A 20,962-nucleotide genomic window follows, 5' to 3' on the forward strand; every position below is an offset into this window, starting at 1 on the left:
ACCGGTATGATGACGATCGTAATACTGTGAGCACCGTCTTTGCTAGACCAGCCGCCGCAACGGGCGCCGGCGCCAGACCAGCATGTAATAGCTGAGTTGCAGCACGAACATGGCGCAGAACACGATCGGATAGGCAGCCCACACGCCTTTGAGCCCGATGGTCCGGCTCAGCATGACGGCCGAGGGTATTTCGATCGCCACGATGGCGAAGATCGAGAGCAGCATCGGAGCAAGCGCCACGCCGCCGGCGCGCATCGCGCCCGAGAATACGGTGGCCATGCCGAACGGCACCGAACTCCACAAGGCGATCATGAGCAATTCCTGCGCGCGTTCGAGGACGGCCGGGTCGGTAATGAAGATGCCGAGCGCCGCTTTCGGAAACAGGCATATCAACGCCACCAGACCACCGGTCAGCACGAGATTGAGCACGAGGCCGGTCCGAACGATGGCGTCGAGCCGGCTACTATCCCCGCCGCCGATCGCCTGTGCGCCGAGGATCGACACCGCGATCGAAATCGATACCGCGGTGAACTGCGCGTAGCCCATGATCTGGTTGACCGCGCCATAGGCTGCGGTCGCTTCCGAGCCAAAACCGTTGACGAGGCCGAGCAGCACCAGCTCGGCAATCGCCATCACCACCATCCCGACCGCGCTCGGAATGCCGATGCTGAGGATTTTGCCGAGCAAGGCGCGGTCCAGCCGGAGCTTGCGCCAGAGTTCGCTGTCCGGCGCCAGCGGGCTTTTCCGGTGACGCAGATACATGCCGAGCACGATCAGCGTCAGGGCATTGGAAATCGCCGCCGCCCATGCCGGTCCGGCGACGCCAAACCCGCCGCGGATGAGAAGCGGCGAGAGCAACAGGCCGATCCCACTCGACAGCGCCAGCGCCCTCAGCGGCGTCAGCGTGTTGCCGATCCCACGCAGCATCGCCGTCGCCAGCAGGAAGACGAAGCCGAGCGGCATCGTCAGCAGCATCACGCGCGCGTAAGTAGTCGCCTGGTCGATGACGTCGGGCGGCGTCGCCAGCGCGATCATCAATTGCCGGCTGAACAGCCCGCCGATCAGTGCAATGCCGATGGCCAGCCACAGGCCGATCGCCAGCGTCGCGCCGGCGACCGCCTTCACGGTGCCGCGCTCGCCGGCGCCCCAGGCCTGCCCGATCAAGACGGTGGCGCCGGTGGAGAGGCCCATGACGAAGGCGAATAGGAAAAACATCACCGGGAAAAATACCGACACGGCGGCCAGCGCATCGACGCCGATCATCTGGCCGAGCAAGGCGTTGCTTACGGTGCCGAACAGCGATTGCAGCGCATTGCTCAGCATCAGCGGCGCGAGGAAGACGAGGAACGTCTTCCAAAGGACAGGGGATTTCGACATGACGTTTGTTCTCAATGAAGGCGTGACGGATTGTTGCCGCGCACCGGAGCGGTGGCGGAGGAGAGACTCTCGAGGTTCGGGCCAGCGGCGACCGCGCCTTAAGGTTCGGCGCGGTCGCTGAAGGCGAGCTTGACGACGTGATCGCGGATGTCGTCGGGCCAGCCGGCGATCAGGCTGACGAAGCGCCGCCGGTCGTCTGCGAACAACGCGCGCGATGCTTCCTCGAAGCCGGCGAGGTTGCCGGCCATCACGGACATGAAGCGATAGGCGGCATCCCGTGCGGCGCGGGCGCGATCGGCATCGCCATTGGCGCGGCGCGCCTCCTCCACCAGCTTGCGCAGCGCGACCGATGCGCCGCCGGGCTGCGACCCGAGCCATTCCCAATGGCGCGGCAATAGCGTCACCTCACGCGCGACCACGCCGAGCTTTGGCCGCCCGCGGCCGCGCGGCTCGGTCGATGCCTCCTCCGTCGCGGCTTCCCGATCGGGCGCCGGTTGCGGCAGTCGCGCAACGACGTCGCGCTCGGTGCCGCGCAGATCGAGGTCGATCGGCTGTCCGCTGGCGTCGGCGAACATGATGATCGGCGGCGCGGCCGGGTTGCGCGAGGCATTCATGACCGCAATCGCGACCTCGGCGAGCGGGCCGGATGCCAGGAGTTGTTGGCCGATGAAGGCCGTAAATTGCGGGCGGGCGCTGGTAACCATCGGAGCGACTTTCAGTTTTTATCAGTCTATATTTACCCGGATCAAATTCTTCTGTCAATATCACCCGGATAAATATCTCGCTTTCACCGATGGCCGTCTCGACTTTGACGCGTCCGGCTGGCACCAACGGCCCGCCAATCGAAGGGGACGACATGCTGACGGTTCATCATCTCAACAATTCCCGCTCGCAGCGCGTGCTGTGGCTGCTCGAAGAGCTAGGTGTTCCCTACGAGATCGTGCGCTACCAGCGTCAGCCGGACATGCGGGCGCCCAGGGAATTGCGCGCCATTCATCCGCTCGGCAAGTCGCCCGTCATCACCGACAACGGCAACACCATCGCTGAATCAGGCGCGATCTGCGAATACATCATCAATACCTACGGCAATGGGCGCCTGATCCCGCCGCCTGATACGCCGGAGCGGCTGCGCTACACTTATTGGCTGCACTATGCCGAGGGATCGGCGATGTCGCCGCTGCTGCTCAAGCTCTTGTTCACGCTGATGCCAAAGCGCACTCCGGCGTTGCTGCGGCCTTTGGTGCGCAAGGTTTCCAACACTGCGCTGACCACGCTGGTTAATCCGCAGCTCAAGCAGCACATGGACTATTGGGAGAGCGAGCTCGGCAAAAGCGAGTGGTTCGCCGGCAGCGAATTCACCGGCGCCGACATCCAGATGAGTTTTCCGCTCGAAGCCGCCGCGGCCCGCGCCGGACTCGAGCAGGGCCATCCCAAGGCGATGGCGTTCCTCGAGCGCATCCACGCGCGGCCGGCCTACGCGCGTGCGCTGGAAAAGGGCGGGCCGTATGTGGTGGGGCGTTGAAGCATAAACTTGTCATACCCCGCGAAGGCGGGGCATCCAGTACGCTGCGGCCTATCGGTTCATCACTACTGTTTCTGGGATACTGGATCGTCCGCTCCAGTGCGCAAATCGCGCACAAGGCGGACGATGACAAGTCTTGACCGCAATGACGATGCCTCATGGCTGCACCGCCGCGATCACTTCCTTCACCAAGCGCGCAACACCCCTGATATCGCCGGTCGGATCGACGCTGTCGCCGAGCCGCACCACGACGAGGCGATGCGACGGAATAATGAAAATGCGCTGGCCGAGATCGCCGGACGCAAAAAAGGCGTCGCGCGGAATCCCAAGTCGTACGCGGCCCTTCGCGTTGGGATGGTCGCTGCGGTTGGTCCAGAAGCCGGCGGCATAGTCGGTATCACGCGTGGCGGCGGCGCAGAAATCGACCCAGTCCGGATGCAGGATGCGCTTGTCGCCGGCCACGCCGTCATTGAGGTAGAGCAGGCCGAATTTTGCCCAGTCGCGCGCGCTGGCCAGCATGTAGGTCGAACCTTGCAATGTGCCTGATCCGTCGAACTCCAGCGTGACACTGCGCATGCCGAGCGGGTTGAACAGTTCGCGCCAGGCGAACGCCAGCGTCTGCTCCGGCCCGCCGACGGCGTCGCGGATGATGCGCGCCAGGATCTGCGTGGTCGGGCTCGAATAGGCCCAGCGCGTGCCGATCGGCGCGATCATCTTCGCGTTCACGGCGTAAGCGGACGTGTCATCCTCCAAATACATCCGGCTGGAAGCATCGAAGCCGGAATTGGTCTCGTCGAGGTCGAGGCCGCTGGTCATGCGCATGAGATGCTCGACCTCGATCTCGCGCCTGGGGTCGTTGGCGCCGCGCCATTCCGGGATCGGCGCGGGCATCGAGGGCGTGACGAGGCCCTGCTGGGTGAGGATGCCGATCAGTGCGTTGATGACCGACTTAGTCATGGAGAAGCCGAGCAGCGGGGTGTTGACGGTGATGCCTGCGGCATAGCGCTCGGCAATCACCTTGCCGTCGTGCACCACGACCACCGCCCTGGTCCGGCGAAACGGTGGCGCCGCCGGCTCCTCGAAGGCGTGATCGAGCGCCGCCTTCAGCGCCGGCTCGGACGGCTCGACAAGGGCCGGGCCCGCAATCTCCGGCAGCGACGGCGGCGTCTTTGCCTTCAGCGCCTCGACGTCGCTCTTCAGCAGATAAGGCTGCTTCTGTCCGTGCAGGTCGACGCAGCCAAACCCTTCGTGAAAGGCCGCGCGGCTGCGAAGCAGTCCGAGCACCGAGGCATCGACGGTGTGCGCGGTGCGGTCGATGTCGAAGCGCAGCACATGACGCAGCCGGCGAATCCCGGCGCGGTCGGAGACTTCCGCAAACACGCCTTGCGGATCGAGGCCCGAGACGAACGTCTTCGAGCAGATATTATGCGCGACATAGGTGGTCGCGACGCGAATGGCGCGGTCGGGCCGGAAATGGATGCCCGTACCCACCAGTGCGGCGATGACGATGGCGAGCGCGGGGGCGATCCACTTTCGCAAGGTTCACACGCCCCACCTCTAGCGTGACGTCTGCGCCGCGCCGACCGAAGGCAGTGCCTGCACGGTAACGCCGGGCGGCGGCACATCGTCTTCGGGGACGAAGAAGTCCGACATCAGCTTCACCGAAGGATCGACGCGATATTTCTCGAAATCCCGGACGCCCGACGCATACAGCACCTTGTCGTCGATGCAGAACTGCCCAGTGAACTCGCGCGACGGCCGCGTCAGGATCGCGTGTGCGGCGTCGCCCATGATTTCCGGTGTCCGGCTCGCCCGCATCATCGCTTCGCCGCCGAGCAGATTCCCGACTGCGGCGGTCGCGATGGTGGTGCGCGGCCACAGCGCGTTGACGGCGACACCGGCCGATTTCAATTCACCCGACAGCCCCAGCACGCACATGCTCATGCCGAACTTGGCCATTGTGTAGGCGGTGGAGTGCTCGAACCATTTGGCCTTCATGTCGAGCGGCGGCGACAGCATCAGGATGTGCGGATTGGCCGCCTTCTTCAGGTGTGGGATGCAGTATTTCGAAACCATGAACGTGCCGCGCGTATTGATTCCCATCATCAGGTCGAACCGCTTCATGTCGGTCGCTTGCGAATTGGTCAGGCTGATCGCGCTGGCATTGTTGACGCAGATATCGATACCGCCGAACTCGGCAACGGTCTGCTCGACCGCTGCGATCACTTGCGCCTCGTCCCTGATATCGCAGAGCACCGGCAGCGCCTTGCCGCCGGCGGCGCGAATCTCGTCCGCCGCGGTGTAGATGGTGCCCTTGAGCCGTGGATGCGGCTCGGCGGTCTTTGCGGCGATCGCGACATTGGCGCCGTCGCGCGCGGCGCGCAGCGCAATCGCCAGCCCGATGCCGCGGCTGGCGCCGGAGATGAACAGCGTCTTGTCCTTGAGCGATGTCATCGAAAACTCTCCTCTTGATGAGGCAGCGCCATGATACTCCTACTGCCCTGCGGCCGCTGCGCCCCTCGTGCGTGGATCGGGGGCGCCGAGCAGGCCGGTCGGTGTGACGGCGATGGAATTGGCCGAGGTCTGGCCGAGTGGCTCGATCACCTTGTGGCCTTTCGCCTTCAGCTCGGTCAGCACCTCCTCAGGAAAGCCGCGTTCGACCCGCACTTCATCGGGCATCCATTGATGATGGACCCGCGGCGCGGCCACAGCGGCGGCGACATCCATCCTGTAGTCGATCACGTCGACGACGATCTGCAGCACCGCCGAGATGATGCGGCTGCCGCCCGGCGAGCCCGTGACCAGCACCGGCTTGCCGTCCTTCAGGACGATGGTCGGCGACATCGACGACAAAGGCCTTTTTCCCGGTCCGGGCAGATTGGCCTCGAAGCCGACGAGGCCGAACGCGTTGGACGCGCCGGGCGCGGCGGTGAAATCGTCGAGCTCGTTGTTGAGCAGCACGCCGGTGCCCTGCGCGACGAGGCCGACACCGTAGGGAAAATTCAGCGTGTAGGTATTGCTGACCGCATTGCCGCTGGCATCGACCGCCGAATAATGCGTGGTGTTGCTGCCCTCGCGCGGGCTCGCCGCGAGCACATCGCCCGCCGGCGTTGCGCGCGCCAGGTCGATGCTGGCGCGCTGCTTCGCCGCGTATTCCTTGGTGGTCAGCACGTTGACCGGCGCATTGACGAAGGCGGGATCGCCGAGATAGCGCGCGCGGTCGGCATAGGCGCGCTTCATCGCCTCGACCAGAAGGTGCAGCGACGGCGCGGCGCCCTGCTTCATGTCCGATATTGCGAATCCTTCAAGGATGTTCAGCGACTGCAGCAGCACCGTACCGCCGGAAGAAGGCAGCGGCATCGAAACGATGTCGTAGCCGCGGTAATTGCCGCGCACGGGCGTGCGGATCACCGCCTCGTAGGATTTGAGATCGTCGGCCGTCATGATGCCGCCGGCATAGCGGACGGCCTTTGCAAGCTGCTCGGCGACGGGCCCTTCGTAGAATCCGCGCGGACCCTGCTCAGCAATCGCCGACAGCGTTGCCGCGAGATCGGCCTGGATCAGCCGATCGCCCTCCTGCAATTGCGTGCCGTCCGCACGCGCCAGCCGCCCGGTCGAACTCGGCCAACGCGACATGCGGCGATACATGTCGGAGAGCGTATCGGCCATGTCGTCGGTGACGACAAAGCCGTCGCGCGCCAGCTCGATGGCGGGTTTAAGGATCTGCGCCAGCGTGAAGCGGCCCGAGCCGTATTTCTCCAGTGCCATCGCCAGGCCGGCGACGGTGCCGGGCACGCCGATGCCGAGCGCGGAATTGCGCGACTTGTCGGGATCGGGCTTGCCGTCTGCCCCCAGAAAAATATCGGTTGTGATCGCCGCCGGCGCGGTCTCGCGGTAATCGATCGCGACGTCCTCGTTACGGCCAGCCGAATGGATCACCATGAAACCGCCGCCGCCGATATTACCGGCGCGCGGATAGGTGACGGCGAGCGCAAAGCCGGTGGCAACCGCGGCATCGACCGCGTTACCGCCCTGCCTGAGGATATCGGCGCCGACTTGCGCGGCGATCCGTTCCTGCGCCACCACCATGCCGTGTTCGGCGGTGATGCCGCGGACGGTCGCAAGATCGGGCGGCGCGTAAGCGCGCCGCTCCTGGGCAAGCGCGGCCGTGCCGCAGGCGAACACAAGGACGAATGTGGCCGCTACTCGGCGCCACCGGATTGAAAAGACCGCCATCGAAATTCCGCCGCAGTTGGAAGACTGTGTGACGCGCGGCAGCCGCCCCGCCGTCGGTGATGCATGCTATATGGGTTTGGATTCGACAGGCAAAACGCTTCACGCGACTTTGAAGGGAAATATCCGGCATGGCGGTGACCGCTTCCGAGGCGCAAGGCGGCGAAATTCCGCATGTTTATCCGGGCCGTGCCGCCGTCGTCAGCTGGATCTTCTTCGACTGGGCCGCGCAGCCGTATTTTACGCTGATCACCACCTTTGTCTTCGCGCCCTACTTTGCGAGCTTCGTCGCGCCGGACCCGGCAAGCGGGCAGGCGCTGTGGGGGTTTGCCACCGCCGCGGCCGGACTGATGATCGCGCTGCTGTCGCCGGTGCTGGGTGCCATTGCGGATGCCAGCGGCCGCCGCAAGCCGTGGATCGCCGGCTTCGGATCGCTGCTGGTGGTCGGCGCCTGCCTGATGTGGTTCGGCAAGCCCGGCGATGCCAGCGTCATTCCGCAGCTTTTGCTCGCCTATGCGATCGCCAGCGTCGGCGTCGAATTCGCCACCGTCTTCAACAACGCGATGATGCCGACGCTGGTGCCGCCTGATCGAATCGGCCGGTTGTCCGGCACCGGCTGGGCGACCGGCTATATCGGCGGCATCCTGAGCCTTGTCCTGGTGCTCGGCTTCCTCGCCGCCAGTCCCGACACAGGGCGCACGCTGTTTGGCCTCGTGCCGCTGTTCGGGCTCGATCCGGTCACGCATCAGGGGGACCGCATCACGGGTCCGTTGACCGGAATCTGGTTCATCATTTTCGTGACACCGATGTTCCTGTTCACGCCGGATTATCCGGCGCAGCGGCCGATCCGCGCGGCGGTGCGCGAAGGATTGAACGGAATCAAGCGGACGCTCGCCGAATTGCCGAAGCAGCGCAACATCGCGACGTTTTTGCTCGCCAACATGATCTATACCGACGGGTTGGTGTCGCTGTTCGCCTTCGGCGGCATTTACGCCGCGGGTACGTTTGGCTGGCGTACGATCCAGATCGGCACCTTTGGAATCCTGCTGGCGATCGCCGGCACGTTTGGCGCCTGGCTTGGCGGCAAGCTCGATGATATGCTGGGCCCGAAGCGTGTCGTCGCCGGCAGCCTGCTGATCCTGCTGTTCGCGCTGGCGGCGATCCTTCTGGTCGACAAGGATTCGATCCTGTTCGTGGAGGTCGCTCCGCCGACGCCCGGTGGGGCGCTGTTCTCAGGCGCCGCCGAGCGCGCCTATCTCGTGCTCGGCTGCCTGATCGGCGCGGCCGGCGGCCCGTTGCAGGCGGCCTCGCGCACGCTGCTGATCCGCCTCGCGCCAAGAGATCGCATCGCGCAGTATTTCGGCCTGTTCGCACTGACCGGCAAGGTGACGTCGTTCATCGGCCCGCTCCTGATCGGCGCGATCACCGCCGTAAGCGCTAGCCAGAAGGCCGGCATGGCGCTGCTGGTGGTGTTCTTTGCCGCAGGCCTGGCGCTGCTGATGCGGGTGCGGGAGTGATCTCTCCGCTCGTCGTCCCGGCCTTGAGCCGGGACCCATACTGCGTGACATCAGTTGTTTTACGCTAGGTTAGTTGCTTTTCACCAATTGAATCCTGTGGCTATGGGTCCCTGCGTTCGCAGGGACGACAAAGTCAATGCCTGAAATGCCGGACGCCCGTGAACACCATGGCGATGCCGTGGTCGTCGGCGGCCTTGATCACTTCATCGTCGCGCACCGAGCCGCCGGGCTGGATCACGGCGGTGGCGCCGGCTTCGATGCAGGCCAGCATGCCGTCGGCGAACGGGAAGAACGCGTCGGACGCCACCACCGAACCCTTGGTCAGCGTCTCGACGAGCTTGAGCTCCGCCGCGGCATCGAGCGCCTTGCGTGCAGCAATACGCGCGGAATCGACTCGGCTCATCTGGCCCGCGCCGATGCCGACGGTCGCAAGGTCCTTGGCGTAGATGATGGTGTTCGATTTGACGTGCTTGGCGACGCGGAAGGCGAATTTGAGATCGCGCAGTTCGGCATCGGTCGGCGCGCGCCTGGTTGCGACCTTCAGGTTCATGTCGTCGATCACGGCATTGTCGCGGCTCTGCACGAGAAGGCCGCCGGCAACGGTCTTTGCCGTGAGGCCCGCGGTGCGCGGATCGGGCAATCCGCCGGCCAATAGCAGCCGCAAATTCTTCCGCGCGCCGACGATCGCGATCGCTTCTTCCGTGGCATCAGGCGCGATGATGACTTCGGTGAAGATCTCGGTCATGGCGCGGGCCGATTCCGCATCGAGGGTGCGGTTGAGCGCGACGATGCCGCCGAAAGCCGAGGTGGAGTCGCAGGCCAGCGCGCGGCGATAGGCGGTAATCAGGTCGGGCCCTTCGGCGACGCCGCAGGGGTTGGCGTGCTTGACGATCACGCAGGCCGCGGTGCGCTTCGGGTCGAACTCGCCGATGCATTCATAGGCCGCATCGGTGTCGTTGATGTTGTTGTAGGAGAGCTCCTTGCCCTGCAACTGTCGCGCGGTGGAGACGCCGGGCCGCTTGTCGGGCGTGGCGTAGAACGCCGCCTTCTGGTGCGGGTTCTCGCCATAGCGCAGCGACTGGATCAGCCGGCCGCCGAAGGCGCGAAAATCCGGCGCGTCGGTCTCGTTTTGCGCGGCGAACCAGTTCGAGATCGCGGCATCATAGGCCGCGGTGCGGGCATAGGCCTTGGCGGCAAGGCGGCGGCGCAGCGCCAGGGTGGTCGCGCCCTTGTTGGTAGCGAGCTCGTCGAGCACGGCCTGATAGTCCTGCGCCTCGACGACGACGGCGACATCGTCGTGGTTCTTCGCGGCGGCGCGGATCATCGCCGGACCGCCGATGTCGATATTCTCGACGCAGTCTTCGTAACCGGCGCCTTTGTCGACGGTCGCCTCGAACGGATAGAGGTTGACGACGAGCAAGTCGATCGGCGCGATGCCGTGCGCCTTCATCGCCTGCGCATGTTCCTTGTTGTCGCGGATCGCGAGCAGGCCGCCATGGACTTTCGGGTGCAGCGTCTTGACCCTTCCGTCCATCATCTCGGGAAAGCCGGTCAGCTCGGAGACGTCCTTGACCGCAAGGCCGGCGGCCGCGATCGCCTTCGCGGTACCTCCGGTGGAGACGAGCTCGACACCATGGCCAGCGAGCGCTTTGGCGAATTCGATCAGGCCGGTCTTGTCGGAAACGGAGAGCAGGGCGCGGGTAACACGGCGGGTCGTATCAGTCATGGGCAAGGTCCTTTGTCAGGGGATACTTATGCCCAGGCGCGCGGCGATCATTCCCGCGCTTCCCGATGGTGCTCCATCCAAAGTCGCCAGTCGCGCGAGCGCGGGCTGGTTAGCAGCTTTTGGAGGGGTTCACAATGGGGGCAGATTGCTTCGCTTGGCTCGCAATGACGCCATTCGCGGCTCCCAGGTCTCGTGTCCCGGACGCGGCGCGGCACGCAGTGACGCGACGCAGAGCCGCGACCTATGGCCGGCATCGACCCCGGCTCAGCTCCGCACCGCTGTCGCGGTGCGCGGCGTCCGGGGAACGCCAACGGCCAGCGCCGTGCTAGAGCGGCAGTTCCGGCTCACGGCGGGCGCTACGGCGAGCGTTGGTGCCGGCGGCCGATGTGGTCGAGCGGACAAAGCTCCAGCGGACCGAGGAGGCCTGGCGGGAATCCTGCCGGATCACGATCTGGGCTGTGCGTCGCGGGCCGTCATTGCCGGCCAGAAACACGCTGTCCTCGAGGTCGACCTTGTCGTCGAGCGCCTCGAAGGTCCAGACGTCGCGGTTCGGCAATACCAGCATGACGCCGCGCCCGTCGCTGAGGCGGCTCGCCTTCACTGCAGGATGCAGGTGAAAGCGCAGGGCAAAATCGGTGTCGCCCTTGGCGCGGGCGCCCGGCGCCGGCGTCACCGTGTCCTCGCCATCGAGCCGTCCGCCGTCCTGCGCGATCATCAGCACCCTTCGATGTTGGATACCGAAGCGCGCGACATAGCCGTCATGCGAGGTGGTCAAGAGATCGCCGTCGGCCACCGCCTCGCGATAGCTTTCCACCTTGGAAGGCCCGCTGACGATTGGCGCGCCCTGCAGCAGGCGCTTCATCGCCGACAGTTCGACGAACTGGCACGAGGACGTGTCGTGATAGGTCAACGTCGAATGCGCCATCGTACTGCGCGCAAAGGTCCGCCAATTGTCGCGGCCGGTCGAGGGCATGCCGCAATTGACGACGATGCGGCTTGCGGCCGACGACAGTTCGAACGAGAGGCAGCCGGCGTGCGCCTCCTGGCTGACATTCGGCGGCGGCGGCGGGCCGGTATCGATGATGACGGTGGTGGCGCCGGCATCGAGGCGCTGGAAGCCGGTATGCGGCATGTTCGCCATTGGCACGCCGTGGGTGTCGTCATAGGCGAGCAGCGTCGCCACCAGGTCCGAAGGCGCGTTGCTCATGCCGTTGAACAGCGCAAAGCTGCCGTCGCCGTGACGGAAGAAGCGCAGCATCGGCATCATGCGGTCGATCGCGTTAAGCAGCGCCGGCGGTGGCGCGATGTTGCGGGCGGCAAAGGTCTGGCGCAGCGGCAAGAGATCGCTGAGCAACTCGACCAGCGCGCCGGGATTGCGCGAGATGTGCCCGCCGTCGGGCAGGATCTGGCGCTGCAATTCGTCGGACAGCCGCCGCGTGGCGGCGCGGATGTGACGCGCCTGGTTGGCAAGACACAGCGAGGCGTAGCACAGCGCGATCAAGACCTGCAGCCGCGGCACGCCGTCGACGATGTCGACCATCGCATAGCGCAGATACCGGATCTCGCGGGTCAGCCCGCGCAGATATTTGCGATAGAATTTTCCGTCGGTGTCGCCGAGCACAAGCGGCGCCTGTGACAATAGCGAGATCACGCGGCGTGCCAGCACGTCGGGACGGCGCTCGAGCGGCCGCTTGCGCGCCGGATTCGAAATCCAGTCGTCGACCAACGAGCGCGCATTGGCGCGGGTCAGCGCGGTATCGGCGGCGCGCAGATGGCGCAGCCAGCCGAAGCCGAGCAGGGCGACTTCCCAGTCTTCCGACGGGGGTTCGAGATCGAAGATCGAGCGGCCATGGCAGGTCACGATCTTGCCGGCGAACACGAAGCGGCCGGCATAGATTTCGGCGGCGCGGGTGGCGTCGGCGGTACGCAGGTCATGCGGGGCGATGATCAGCCGGTCGGCGCGGCCCGGCCACAGCCGCGACACCGCCACCGTCGCCCCGGTGGCGCGCGCGATCACGGTCCGCGCCGAGCGGCTCATGATAAGCGTCGAGATGCGTCTGCGTTGAGCGACCGACACGCCGTGCCTTGGTAAGGGAGGGAGGGGGTATTCTGGCGAATCCTTTTAATCCGGAAACGCCGGTAAGACACCATCTTGAAAAGCGACGAATCACCCGAAGTGCGGACGATTCAGGCTGAAAATCACGATCTAGGACTTAATCAAGCGCGCCGCGTAAAATCCATCCAGACCGCCGAGCCGGGGGTCGGAATGGGGCAAATGGCAGGGCAGGGTCCGCAAATCGCCTGATGTGGTGAGGATTTCGCTCAAACCCGCGACCTCGTCCGCCCTGATCGGGGCGCGGCGCACGCCGGCCTCCGACGCCAGCAGGGCGGCGACCGCCTGCTCGCCTTCCTCCGGCTCCAGCGAACAGGTGCAATAAACCAGCGTTCCGCCCGGTTTGAGCAGGGCGGCTGCCTTCTGCAGCAGCCGCTTCTGCAGCGCCGAGAGCGCCGCGATGTCGGCTTCCTGACGCAGCCAGGCGACGTCGGGGTGACGGCGGATGGTGCCGGTGGAGGTGCAGGGCGCATCCACCAGCACGCCGTCGTAACCGCCATTGCCTGCGCCGGGCCATTCGGCGGCATCGGTGACGACGTCATCGGCCTGCAGCGAAAGCCGCGCCAGATTATCGCGCAGCCGCGCCATGCGTACCGGCGAGCGGTCGACCGCGGTGACGCGCGCGCCGGCCTGGGCCAGTTGCGCGGTCTTGCCGCCCGGCGCGGCACAGAGATCGACGATGGATTTGCCGGCGACGTCGCCGAACAGCCGCGCCGGCAGCGCCGCGGCAGCATCCTGCACCCACCACTGGCCTTCCGAGAAACCGGGCAGCATCGTCACCGAGCCCTGCAGCAACGTGCGCACGGTGCCGGTCGGCAAGGTTTCGCCGTGCAGGCGGCTCGCCCATTGCGGCGCGTCCGATTTCACGGTGATGTCGAGCGAGGGCTCGTTGCCGATCGCGCGCGCCATCTCGCGCGCGGTGGCCTCGCCATAGGCGCCGATCCAGCGCGTCAGCAGCCAGGGCGGAATGTCCAGCGTCTGCGATTTGACTTCCTCGATCAGCGGCTGTCCCTCGCGGGCGCAGCGCCGCAGCACGGCGTTGACGAGGCCGGCATATTTGGCGGCGCGCCGGTCGGACTGCACGAGGCGCACCGAAAGATCGACGGCGGCATGATCAGGCACGTCCATCCAGAGGATCTGTGCGGCACCGATCAGCAGCGCGCTCTGTGCCCGTGGCGCGTCCGTCGGGATGCCGCGGTCGAGCAGGCGCGACAGCAAATGGCCGAGCGTGCCGAGTCGCCGCAAGATCGTTGCCACCAGGCGGCGCATCAACGCGCGGTCGCGGTCAGCGAGCGCCTTCAGTCCGGGATGGGCGCCCGCGCCGTCGAGCTGATCGTCGAGGGTGCGATGCTTGTGCAGCACCCCGTCGAGGATGTCGGCCGCAATCCGCCGCGCAGCGAGGCCGGGCACTTCAGAAGGTACTGCGAATCTTGAAGGTGGCATGAAGCAGGAATGTCTCGGAAGGCGGAAAGGTTTCGGCTCATGCCATGGAAAATGAACAATCCGTGTGACATGCGAATATGCCAAATGTAAGAATCGCCACAGACAATTTCTTGAATGTGATGTCATCTGTGCGCCTGTCCCGTGCTATGGGAGAGTTGTGATGACCGACAATTCCTCGTCTCCCGCGTCCGTCGCGGACCGCAAGAAGCTGACGCCCGCGGCAGAACGCGCGCTCGCCGAGGCCGAGGCGCGCCGCAAGGCCGCCGAAGCCAACGCCGCCACGCTGCAGAAGGAGTTTTCGGGTCCGAAGGGCCCGGAACCGACCCGTTACGGCGATTGGGAGCGGAACGGGATCGCATCGGACTTCTGACGCATATTTTTGAAGCGGCGGAGGCTTGTCGGCCCCTTGCCGGATGACCCGACTCAGCTCTTAGTCGGGCATATGCCCTCCTTTGAGCGAATCAACACGTATCGGCGCCGCGGTTCAGGGCGCCGCTTAATTTCGGCGGCGCTGCCGTGGGTGTTCGTCGCTTGCGTTGTGGCGGCGACCAATCTGCCGCTACGACAGTGGGTCAACTGGCCGTGGTCGCGTACTGTCGACAGCCAGTCGGCGCGCGATGCCGAGATGATCTGGAAACGCGCCGGTAGCACAGATCATCGCTTTCTCGTCGATGTCGTCAGAACCATTGATGGCGATACGTTTGAGGCGCGGGTTCATCTGGAGCCAGGTCTGGATCTCAACACGCGCGTTCGCCTGCGTGGCATAGATGCGCCGGAACTAAAGGCGGCGTGCGCACAGGAATTGCAGATGGCAGAAGCCGCGATGGCTGGCTTGCGCGCATTGCTCGGTGAAGGCGGCGTCGCGATCTTCAACATCGGTCCGGACAAATATGCCGGCCGTGTCGTCGCTGATGTCGCAACGCGGAGCACCGGAAATGTTTCGGCCGCATTGCTCGCTGCAGGTTATGTCCGCAGCTATAGCGGGGGTCACCGTAACGGTTGGTGCGCGACCGCGGCCCAGCCGCCGCCGAAATGAAAGAGCCGCGCGATGGCGCGGCTCGGTATTCAATCCAGTCCGATGATCAGCGTGTGACGGTCACCGTCGTTCCGACCGAGACGCGCTGGTAGAGATCGGAGATGTCGTCATTGAGCATGCGGATGCAGCCATAGGAGACGAAGCCGCCGACCGAACTCGGGACGTTGGTGCCGTGAATGGCGTACTCGCCGCCGGCCAGCGTCATCGCCGCGACGCCCATCGGGTTGCGGGGCGAGCCGCCGGGGATGACGTCGGGCATCTCGGGCTTGTCGCGCTTGACTTCACTCGGCGGCGACCAGGCCGGATTGAGATATTTGCCGTCGATCTTGGTGGTGCCCGACCACTGCTTGCCGGCCTTGCCGACGCCGACGGGGTAGCGCATCGCGCGGCCGGATTCGAGAATGAGATAGAGACGGCGCTCGCCCGTCTTCACCACGATCGTGCCCGGCGCGTAATCGCCGTGGAGCCCGACCAGGTCCGGCCGCGCCTGCGCGGCCGACGACATTACGAAGCCCACACCCATGGTGGCGGCGAGCGCCACCGCAATCCTCTTCAACATGCCCAGCTCCACTCTGCCTGCCCCGCTCAGGGGCTCTCAAAAGTCCTTTCAGGCCTGCCGGCCCGCTGTCTCCTCCACGCCTACTTTAGTCGCGTGCACTGACCGGGCGGTTTCAACCCGGCGTCGAGACTGGTTTCGCTGGGGCGGAACAAAGGAAATGTTGAAAATAAAGTAAATGACCGGAAAACAACACATCGCCGCGAAATAGCCACGAAGGCAGATTCGCCACTGACAAATGCGTGAGGAAGGCTGACCTACGCGATGGCTCGTCCCAGCCATCCGTATTCCTGACGTGGAAAGACGAAGACGAGAATGCCCGGGACAAGCCCGGACATCACGACAAGGAACGGGAACGATCCGCACGCCGGATGCGATTTGTCTCGCCCGGCTTTGCGCCAGCCGTTACGCCGGCGCCCCCTTCTTGTTCTGCCGGTTCTGCACGAGGTCGTCGACCACGGCGGGATCGGCCAGCGTCGAGGTGTCACCGAGGCTGGACGGCTCGTCCTCGGCGATCTTGCGCAGGATGCGGCGCATGATCTTGCCGGAGCGGGTCTTGGGCAGTCCCGGCGCGAACTGGATCTGGTCGGGGGAGGCGATCGGGCCGATGTCCTTGCGCACCCAGGCGACCAGTTCTTTCCGCAGCTCTTCCGTAGGCTCGGTGCCGGCCATCAGCGTGACATAGGCGTAGATGCCCTGGCCCTTGATGTCATGGGGATAGCCGACCACGGCGGCTTCCGACACCTTGGCATGCGCGACCAGCGAGCTTTCGACCTCGGCGGTGCCCATGCGGTGGCCCGAGACGTTGATGACGTCGTCGACGCGGCCGGTGATCCAGTAATAGCCATCGGCATCTCGCCGGCAGCCGTCGCCGGTGAAATACTTGCCCTTGTAGGTCGAAAAATAAGTCTGTTCGAAACGTGCGTGGTCACCATAGACCGTGCGCATCATTCCCGGCCAGGATTTGGCGAGGCAGAGATTGCCGGTGGTCTCGCCCTGCAGCACGTTGCCCTCGGCATCGACGATCTCCGGCACCACGCCGAAGAACGGCCGCGTCGCCGAACCCGGCTTGAGCTTGGTCGCGCCCGGCAGCGGCGTGATCAAAATGCCGCCGGTCTCGGTCTGCCACCAGGTGTCGACGATTGGGCAACGCTCCTCGCCGACCACGCGGTAATACCACTCCCACGCTTCCGGATTGATCGGCTCGCCGACCGTGCCGAGCAGCTTAAGAGATTTGCGCGAGGTCTTCTTCACCGGCTCGTCGCCGCCCTGCATCAATGCGCGGATCGCGGTCGGCGCGGTGTAGAAGATGTTGACGTTGTGCTTGTCGATGACGTTCCAGAACCGCGAATTGTCCGGATAATTCGGCACGCCCTCGAACATCAGCGTGGTGGCGCCGTTCGCCAGCGGTCCGTAAAGAATGTAGCTGTGGCCGGTGACCCAGCCGACGTCGGCGGTGCACCAATAGATGTCGCCGTCATGATAGTCGAAGACGTATTGATGCGTCATCGACGCAAACACGAGATAGCCGCCGGTGGTGTGCAGCACGCCCTTGGGCTGGCCGGTGGAGCCTGACGTATACAGAATGAAGAGCGGATCTTCCGCGTGCATGTGCTCGGCGGGGCAATCCGTCGTCACCATTGCGGCTGCTTCGTGGTACCAGAAGTCGCGCGACGGATTCATGTCGACGGCGGCGCCGGTGCGCTTCACCACCACGACCCAGTCGACGCCGCCGGTTTTCGCGATCGCGGCATCGACATTGGCTTTCAGCGGCACCTTCCTGCCGCCGCGCAGGCCTTCGTCGGCGGTGATGATGACCTTGGACTGGCAGTCGGTGATGCGCTGGGCAAGACTGTCGGGCGAAAAGCCGGCGAACACCACGGAATGGATCGCGCCGATCCGCGCGCAGGCCAGCATCGCATAGGCCGCTTCCGGGATCATCGGCAGATAGATGGTGACGCGATCGCCCTTCTTGACGTTCCGCGTGCGCAGGATGTTGGCCATCTTGCAGACTTCGTCGTGCAGCTGGCGGTAGGTGATGTGCTTGGATTGCGAGGGGTCGTCGCCCTCCCAGATGATCGCGGTCTGGTTGCCGCGCTTCTCGAGGTGGCGGTCGATGCAGTTCCAGGCCGCGTTCAGGACGCCGTCCTCGAACCACTTGATCGAGATGTTGCCGGGAGCAAAGGAGACGTTCTCGATCTTGTGCGGCGCCTTGATCCAGTCGAGGCGCTTGGCCTGTTCGGCCCAGAAGCCGCTGGGGTCCGAGACCGAGCGGGCATACATTTCGCGGTACTTGGCGTCATCGACATAGGCGCGCTTGGCCCAATCGGCAGATACGTCGTAGATCTTCTCGGACATGCTTCCCTCCCTCATTGCGGCCCCATGTCGAGGCGGCCGCAAGTCGTCCTGAATTGTTGCAGCGATTATGCGTCGCGGGGCGATACCCGGACAAGGCGGAACGTTTGCAACCTTGGTCGGTCCGCCGGCCCTCGACCTTGTCAGGGATCAAGATCGCTAAAATTTTCCGGAGCCGGCGCAGGGTCCAAATCAACGTTATCGCCGGAATGGCACCCATGAAAGGTATCTTATAACCATCAATGACGGAATCGGGACTCGCAAAGCGCTTCGTTACACCCTAAATGGCCTCCCCGGGGCCGGGCCTCCCGGAACCAAGCCACAAGAAAAGGCATTACCGGCAAAACAGGCGGAGTAAGGCGACAACAGTCATGATGGATCAGCAGAATTTCGAGGCTACGCGGCCCGTTTCCGCCGATCCCGCCATGGCACTGGCGCAAGCGCTGGGGCAATTGCCGAAGGAACCGGTCAAGGACCCCCGCAAGGTCGCGGCAAAGCCGCACATCGTCGCCAAAACCTCCGTCGAGGAACTCGCGCAAGAGCTTGGCCTCAAGCTCGGCGACCAGAACGGGCTGACGATCCGCCGCGTGAAGCGCGGCAAGGGCTATTCATTCCATCGCGCCAACGGCACGCAGATTCGTCATGCCGGCACCATTCGCCGCCTGCATTCGATGGCGGTGCCGCCGGCCTATCGCGACGTGCGCTACTCGGCCGATCCGAACTCGCATTTGCAGGCGGTCGGCATCGATGCGGTGGGGCGGCTGCAATATCGCTACCACGCCGATTGGGAAAAGGTCCGCGAGCAGCGCAAGGCGCATCGCCTGGCGCGGCTGGTCGGCGCGCTGCCGAAGATCCGCCGCAAGGTGTCGGCGTTTCTTTCCGGCGACGAGCCGACGCGCGAGTTCGCGCTCTCGGCGGTGATCGAACTGATCGCGCGCACCGCGATTCGTCCGGGTAATGAATCCTACGCCCGCCTCAACGGCACCCGCGGCGCCACCACGATGCTGAAGTCCAACGTCACGCTGGAAGACGATTGCTTCGTGCTGACCTTCAAGGCCAAAGGCGGCAAGGCCGTGCGCAAGGAATGCGACGCCGCCAAGCTGGTGCGCGCCATCGGCATTTTGCGCACCGTGCCGGGTAAGCGCATGTTCCAGTACTATGATCGTTCCGGCGTCGTGCGCGCCGCCTCGACCACGGCGGTAAATGCGTTCCTGCGCGAGATCGCCGGCATCAAGATATCGCTGAAGGATTTTCGCACGTTGATGGCCTCGGCCGTCGTGCTGGAATCGCTGTCGCGGGTTTCCCCGGCGGCGAGCGCCCGCGGCCGCAAGAAGCAGGTGCTGGACGCCGTGCGCGCCGCCGCCGATGAGCTGTCGAACACGCCGGCGATCTGCCGCAAGAGCTACGTCCACGACACCATCGTCACCGCGTTCGAGGACGGCATCTTGGAGCGTTTTGCCGCGACGATGAAGGGCTACCGCACGCAAGCCAAGCGCGAGGCGCTGCTGGCGCAGGTGGTGACGGCCGCGGCGGCCTGATCCTTCTTCCTTCCTTGTGGGAGAGGGGTTCTTTCCGCGGAGACAGACCCCTCATCCGTCTCGCAGTCGCTGCGCGTCAGCGATCCACCTTCTCCCACAAGGGGAGAAGGGAAGTAAGGGCGAACTACATCCCGCCCATCTTGCAGACCATCTTCCACTCGTCCGCCGTCACCGGCTGCACCGACAGGCGCGAATATTTGACCAGCGCCATATTCGCCAGCTTCTTGTCGGCCTTGATCGCGGCCATCGTCACCGGCGTCTTCAAGGGCCTGTCGGCCTTGATGTCGACGCAGACGAACTTTCCGGTCTTATCGGAAGGATCCGGATAGGCCTCCTTGATGACTTCCGCGATGCCGACGATCTCCTTGCCCTCATTGGAATGATAGAAAAACGCCTTATCGCCCTTCTTCATGGCCACGAGGTTTTGCCGGGCGGTGAAATTGCGCACGCCGGTCCAGGCTTCGCCCTTGGCGCCTTTGGCCACCTGCTGATCCCACGACCAGACCGACGGCTCGGATTTCACCAGCCAGTACGCCATCATCATTCCTCCGCCTTGAACGGCCGCGTCAGCAGGCCTTCGATCGCGGCGTCGATTGTGATCTTTCCGCTCAATATCGCCGCGACCGCCTTTGATACCGGCATATCGACATTTTGCGAAGCCGCGAGTTCAATCAGGACCGGCGCGGTGAATTCGCCCTCGGCCAGCTTGTTGCGGTTCGGCGCTTCGCCGCGGCCGAGCGCGATGCCGAAGGCGAAATTGCGCGATTGGGGGCTGGCACAGCTCAGGACGACATCGCCGAGGCCCGACAGGCCGACCAGCGTTTCGCTGCGCGCGCCGCAGGCGCGTCCCAAACGCGCCAGCTCGCTGAAGCCGCGCGTCGTCAGCGCCGCCAGCGCCGAAGCGCCGAGCTGGCGGCCGACGACAATGCCGGCGGCGATCGCCAGCACGTTTTTGGCCGCGCCGCCGATCTCGACGCCGCGCACATCCGTGGTGTGATAGGGGCGGAACGTCGCCGAGCCCAGTGCCTGCACCAGATCTGCAGCCAGTCCTTCATCCTTTGCGGCAAGTGTCACGGCGGTCGGCAGGCCGCGCGCGACGTCGTCGGCGAAATTCGGCCCCGACAGGATCGCAGGGGTTGCGTCAGGCATGGCCTCGGCGATCACCTCGGTCATGAATTTGTGCGTGCCGCGCTCGATGCCCTTGGCGCAGGCGACGACGGGCGTCGCAGGTTTTGTCAGTGACGCCAGCGCGGTTGCGGCCTCGCGCAAATGCTGCGCGGGCGTTGCCAGCAGGATGATATCCGCGCGCGCCGCCGCGGCCGTGTCGGCGGTGATGTCGATGCTGGCGTCAAGGCTGATGCCGGGCAGTTTTGGATTTTGCCGCGTCGCCTTAATCTGCGCGGCGGCCTCGACGCTGCGCGCATAGAGCGTGACCTCGCGGCCGGCGCGGGTGGCGGCGCAGGCGAGCGCGGTGCCGTAGGCCCCCGCACCGATCACCGCGACACTGCTAAAGGATGCCATCAGGAGCCTCGGCTCTGCTCCCTCG

Annotated in this window: 17 protein-coding genes and 1 riboswitch; of the genes, 5 read left to right on the top strand and 12 right to left on the bottom strand. The window is 65.0% G+C overall.

Annotation, left to right across the window (positions count from 1 at the left end; genetic code table 11):
* Nucleotides 1-42: 42 nt before the first annotated feature.
* Together RX331_RS01210 and RX331_RS01215 are read right to left on the bottom strand one after the other, a co-directional pair.
* On the bottom strand, nt 43-1,377 hold the full coding sequence (locus RX331_RS01210) for an MATE family efflux transporter (RefSeq protein WP_317254857.1): 1,335 nt from the start codon (nt 1,375-1,377) through the stop codon (nt 43-45).
* Nucleotides 1,378-1,475: 98 nt separating this feature from the next.
* The gene (locus RX331_RS01215) at nt 1,476-2,081 is read right to left on the bottom strand and encodes a DUF2239 family protein (protein ID WP_317254858.1); all 606 of its coding nucleotides are present in this window, start codon (nt 2,079-2,081) and stop codon (nt 1,476-1,478) included.
* Nucleotides 2,082-2,233: 152 nt separating this feature from the next.
* Here RX331_RS01215 and RX331_RS01220 point away from each other — a divergent pair, with 152 nt between their 5' ends.
* Complete coding sequence (locus RX331_RS01220) at nt 2,234-2,899, top strand: glutathione S-transferase (protein WP_317254859.1); 666 nt, start codon at nt 2,234-2,236, stop codon at nt 2,897-2,899.
* Nucleotides 2,900-3,055: 156 nt separating this feature from the next.
* On the opposite strand, the gene RX331_RS01225 is transcribed toward RX331_RS01220, so the two are convergent.
* Genes RX331_RS01225 through ggt form a run of 3 tightly spaced genes read right to left on the bottom strand, consistent with a single transcriptional unit; the run spans nt 3,056 to nt 7,135 of the window.
* Nucleotides 3,056-4,438 carry a serine hydrolase gene (locus tag RX331_RS01225; protein ID WP_317254860.1) on the bottom strand — a complete coding sequence of 461 codons (1,383 nt, stop codon included), beginning with the start codon at nt 4,436-4,438 and terminating at the stop codon, nt 3,056-3,058.
* Between the two features lie 18 nt (nt 4,439-4,456).
* The gene (locus RX331_RS01230) at nt 4,457-5,353 is read right to left on the bottom strand and encodes an NAD(P)-dependent oxidoreductase (protein ID WP_317254861.1); all 897 of its coding nucleotides are present in this window, start codon (nt 5,351-5,353) and stop codon (nt 4,457-4,459) included.
* A gap of 39 nt (nt 5,354-5,392) precedes the next feature.
* Entirely contained in the window at nt 5,393-7,135 is a 1,743-nt protein-coding gene (gene ggt / locus RX331_RS01235) for a gamma-glutamyltransferase (protein ID WP_317254862.1), read from the bottom strand.
* 128 nt (nt 7,136-7,263) lie between these two features.
* Here ggt and RX331_RS01240 point away from each other — a divergent pair, with 128 nt between their 5' ends.
* Nucleotides 7,264-8,649 carry an MFS transporter gene (locus RX331_RS01240; RefSeq protein ID WP_317254863.1) on the top strand — a complete coding sequence of 462 codons (1,386 nt, stop codon included), beginning with the start codon at nt 7,264-7,266 and terminating at the stop codon, nt 8,647-8,649.
* Nucleotides 8,650-8,782: 133 nt separating this feature from the next.
* Here RX331_RS01240 and purH read toward each other — a convergent pair whose 3' ends face one another.
* From purH to RX331_RS01255, 3 genes are all read right to left on the bottom strand, one after another.
* Nucleotides 8,783-10,375 carry a bifunctional phosphoribosylaminoimidazolecarboxamide formyltransferase/IMP cyclohydrolase gene (gene purH / locus RX331_RS01245; RefSeq protein ID WP_317254864.1) on the bottom strand — a complete coding sequence of 531 codons (1,593 nt, stop codon included), beginning with the start codon at nt 10,373-10,375 and terminating at the stop codon, nt 8,783-8,785.
* A 23-nt stretch (nt 10,376-10,398) separates the two neighbouring features.
* Nucleotides 10,399-10,479, bottom strand: a riboswitch (ZMP/ZTP riboswitch).
* A 221-nt stretch (nt 10,480-10,700) separates the two neighbouring features.
* Nucleotides 10,701-12,413, bottom strand: a complete 1,713-nt coding sequence (locus RX331_RS01250) for a heparinase II/III family protein (RefSeq protein ID WP_317254865.1) — start codon at nt 12,411-12,413, stop codon at nt 10,701-10,703.
* Nucleotides 12,414-12,581: 168 nt separating this feature from the next.
* Entirely contained in the window at nt 12,582-13,931 is a 1,350-nt protein-coding gene (locus RX331_RS01255; RefSeq protein WP_317254866.1) for an RsmB/NOP family class I SAM-dependent RNA methyltransferase, read from the bottom strand.
* A 160-nt stretch (nt 13,932-14,091) separates the two neighbouring features.
* Here RX331_RS01255 and RX331_RS01260 point away from each other — a divergent pair, with 160 nt between their 5' ends.
* The gene (locus tag RX331_RS01260; RefSeq protein WP_317254867.1) at nt 14,092-14,301 is read left to right on the top strand and encodes a DUF1674 domain-containing protein; all 210 of its coding nucleotides are present in this window, start codon (nt 14,092-14,094) and stop codon (nt 14,299-14,301) included.
* Nucleotides 14,302-14,373: 72 nt separating this feature from the next.
* Nucleotides 14,374-14,967, top strand: coding sequence for a thermonuclease family protein (locus RX331_RS01265; protein ID WP_317258352.1), 594 nt, complete (start codon nt 14,374-14,376; stop codon nt 14,965-14,967).
* 46 nt (nt 14,968-15,013) lie between these two features.
* Here RX331_RS01265 and RX331_RS01270 read toward each other — a convergent pair whose 3' ends face one another.
* Both RX331_RS01270 and acs read right to left on the bottom strand, forming a co-directional pair.
* Complete coding sequence (locus tag RX331_RS01270) at nt 15,014-15,526, bottom strand: L,D-transpeptidase (protein WP_317254868.1); 513 nt, start codon at nt 15,524-15,526, stop codon at nt 15,014-15,016.
* A gap of 402 nt (nt 15,527-15,928) precedes the next feature.
* On the bottom strand, nt 15,929-17,881 hold the full coding sequence (gene acs, locus RX331_RS01275) for an acetate--CoA ligase (RefSeq protein ID WP_317254869.1): 1,953 nt from the start codon (nt 17,879-17,881) through the stop codon (nt 15,929-15,931).
* A gap of 368 nt (nt 17,882-18,249) precedes the next feature.
* On the opposite strand from acs, the gene RX331_RS01280 reads away from it, so the two are divergent.
* On the top strand, nt 18,250-19,416 hold the full coding sequence (locus tag RX331_RS01280; protein ID WP_317254870.1) for a DNA topoisomerase IB: 1,167 nt from the start codon (nt 18,250-18,252) through the stop codon (nt 19,414-19,416).
* 124 nt (nt 19,417-19,540) lie between these two features.
* Here the strand turns inward: RX331_RS01280 and RX331_RS01285 are convergent, their stop codons facing one another.
* Entirely contained in the window at nt 19,541-19,954 is a 414-nt protein-coding gene (locus RX331_RS01285) for an EVE domain-containing protein (protein WP_317258353.1), read from the bottom strand.
* Nucleotides 19,955-19,956: 2 nt separating this feature from the next.
* Nucleotides 19,957-20,937 (bottom strand): NAD(P)H-dependent glycerol-3-phosphate dehydrogenase, encoded by a 981-nt coding sequence (locus tag RX331_RS01290; protein ID WP_317254871.1) that lies wholly within the window; start codon nt 20,935-20,937, stop codon nt 19,957-19,959.
* Nucleotides 20,938-20,962: the final 25 nt, after the last annotated feature.

The sequence above is a fragment of the Bradyrhizobium sp. BWA-3-5 genome, from assembly GCF_032917985.1.
Classification (GTDB): Bacteria; Pseudomonadota; Alphaproteobacteria; order Rhizobiales; family Xanthobacteraceae; genus Bradyrhizobium.

What these genes read in the sequence shown, in the direction of transcription:
- RX331_RS01210 (WP_317254857.1), bottom strand. Translation starts at nt 1,377, where the DNA reads ATGTCGAAATCCCCTGTCCTTTGGAAGACGTTCCTCGTCTTCCTCGCG.
- RX331_RS01215 (WP_317254858.1), bottom strand. Translation starts at nt 2,081, where the DNA reads ATGGTTACCAGCGCCCGCCCGCAATTTACGGCCTTCATCGGCCAACAA.
- RX331_RS01220 (WP_317254859.1), top strand. Translation starts at nt 2,234, where the DNA reads ATGCTGACGGTTCATCATCTCAACAATTCCCGCTCGCAGCGCGTGCTG.
- RX331_RS01230 (WP_317254861.1), bottom strand. Translation starts at nt 5,353, where the DNA reads ATGACATCGCTCAAGGACAAGACGCTGTTCATCTCCGGCGCCAGCCGC.
- ggt (WP_317254862.1), bottom strand. Translation starts at nt 7,135, where the DNA reads ATGGCGGTCTTTTCAATCCGGTGGCGCCGAGTAGCGGCCACATTCGTC.
- RX331_RS01240 (WP_317254863.1), top strand. Translation starts at nt 7,264, where the DNA reads ATGGCGGTGACCGCTTCCGAGGCGCAAGGCGGCGAAATTCCGCATGTT.
- purH (WP_317254864.1), bottom strand. Translation starts at nt 10,375, where the DNA reads ATGACTGATACGACCCGCCGTGTTACCCGCGCCCTGCTCTCCGTTTCC.
- RX331_RS01250 (WP_317254865.1), bottom strand. Translation starts at nt 12,413, where the DNA reads ATGAGCCGCTCGGCGCGGACCGTGATCGCGCGCGCCACCGGGGCGACG.
- RX331_RS01255 (WP_317254866.1), bottom strand. Translation starts at nt 13,931, where the DNA reads ATGCCACCTTCAAGATTCGCAGTACCTTCTGAAGTGCCCGGCCTCGCT.
- RX331_RS01260 (WP_317254867.1), top strand. Translation starts at nt 14,092, where the DNA reads ATGACCGACAATTCCTCGTCTCCCGCGTCCGTCGCGGACCGCAAGAAG.
- RX331_RS01265 (WP_317258352.1), top strand. Translation starts at nt 14,374, where the DNA reads ATGCCCTCCTTTGAGCGAATCAACACGTATCGGCGCCGCGGTTCAGGG.
- RX331_RS01270 (WP_317254868.1), bottom strand. Translation starts at nt 15,526, where the DNA reads ATGTTGAAGAGGATTGCGGTGGCGCTCGCCGCCACCATGGGTGTGGGC.
- acs (WP_317254869.1), bottom strand. Translation starts at nt 17,881, where the DNA reads ATGTCCGAGAAGATCTACGACGTATCTGCCGATTGGGCCAAGCGCGCC.
- RX331_RS01280 (WP_317254870.1), top strand. Translation starts at nt 18,250, where the DNA reads ATGATGGATCAGCAGAATTTCGAGGCTACGCGGCCCGTTTCCGCCGAT.
- RX331_RS01285 (WP_317258353.1), bottom strand. Translation starts at nt 19,954, where the DNA reads ATGGCGTACTGGCTGGTGAAATCCGAGCCGTCGGTCTGGTCGTGGGAT.
- RX331_RS01290 (WP_317254871.1), bottom strand. Translation starts at nt 20,937, where the DNA reads ATGGCATCCTTTAGCAGTGTCGCGGTGATCGGTGCGGGGGCCTACGGC.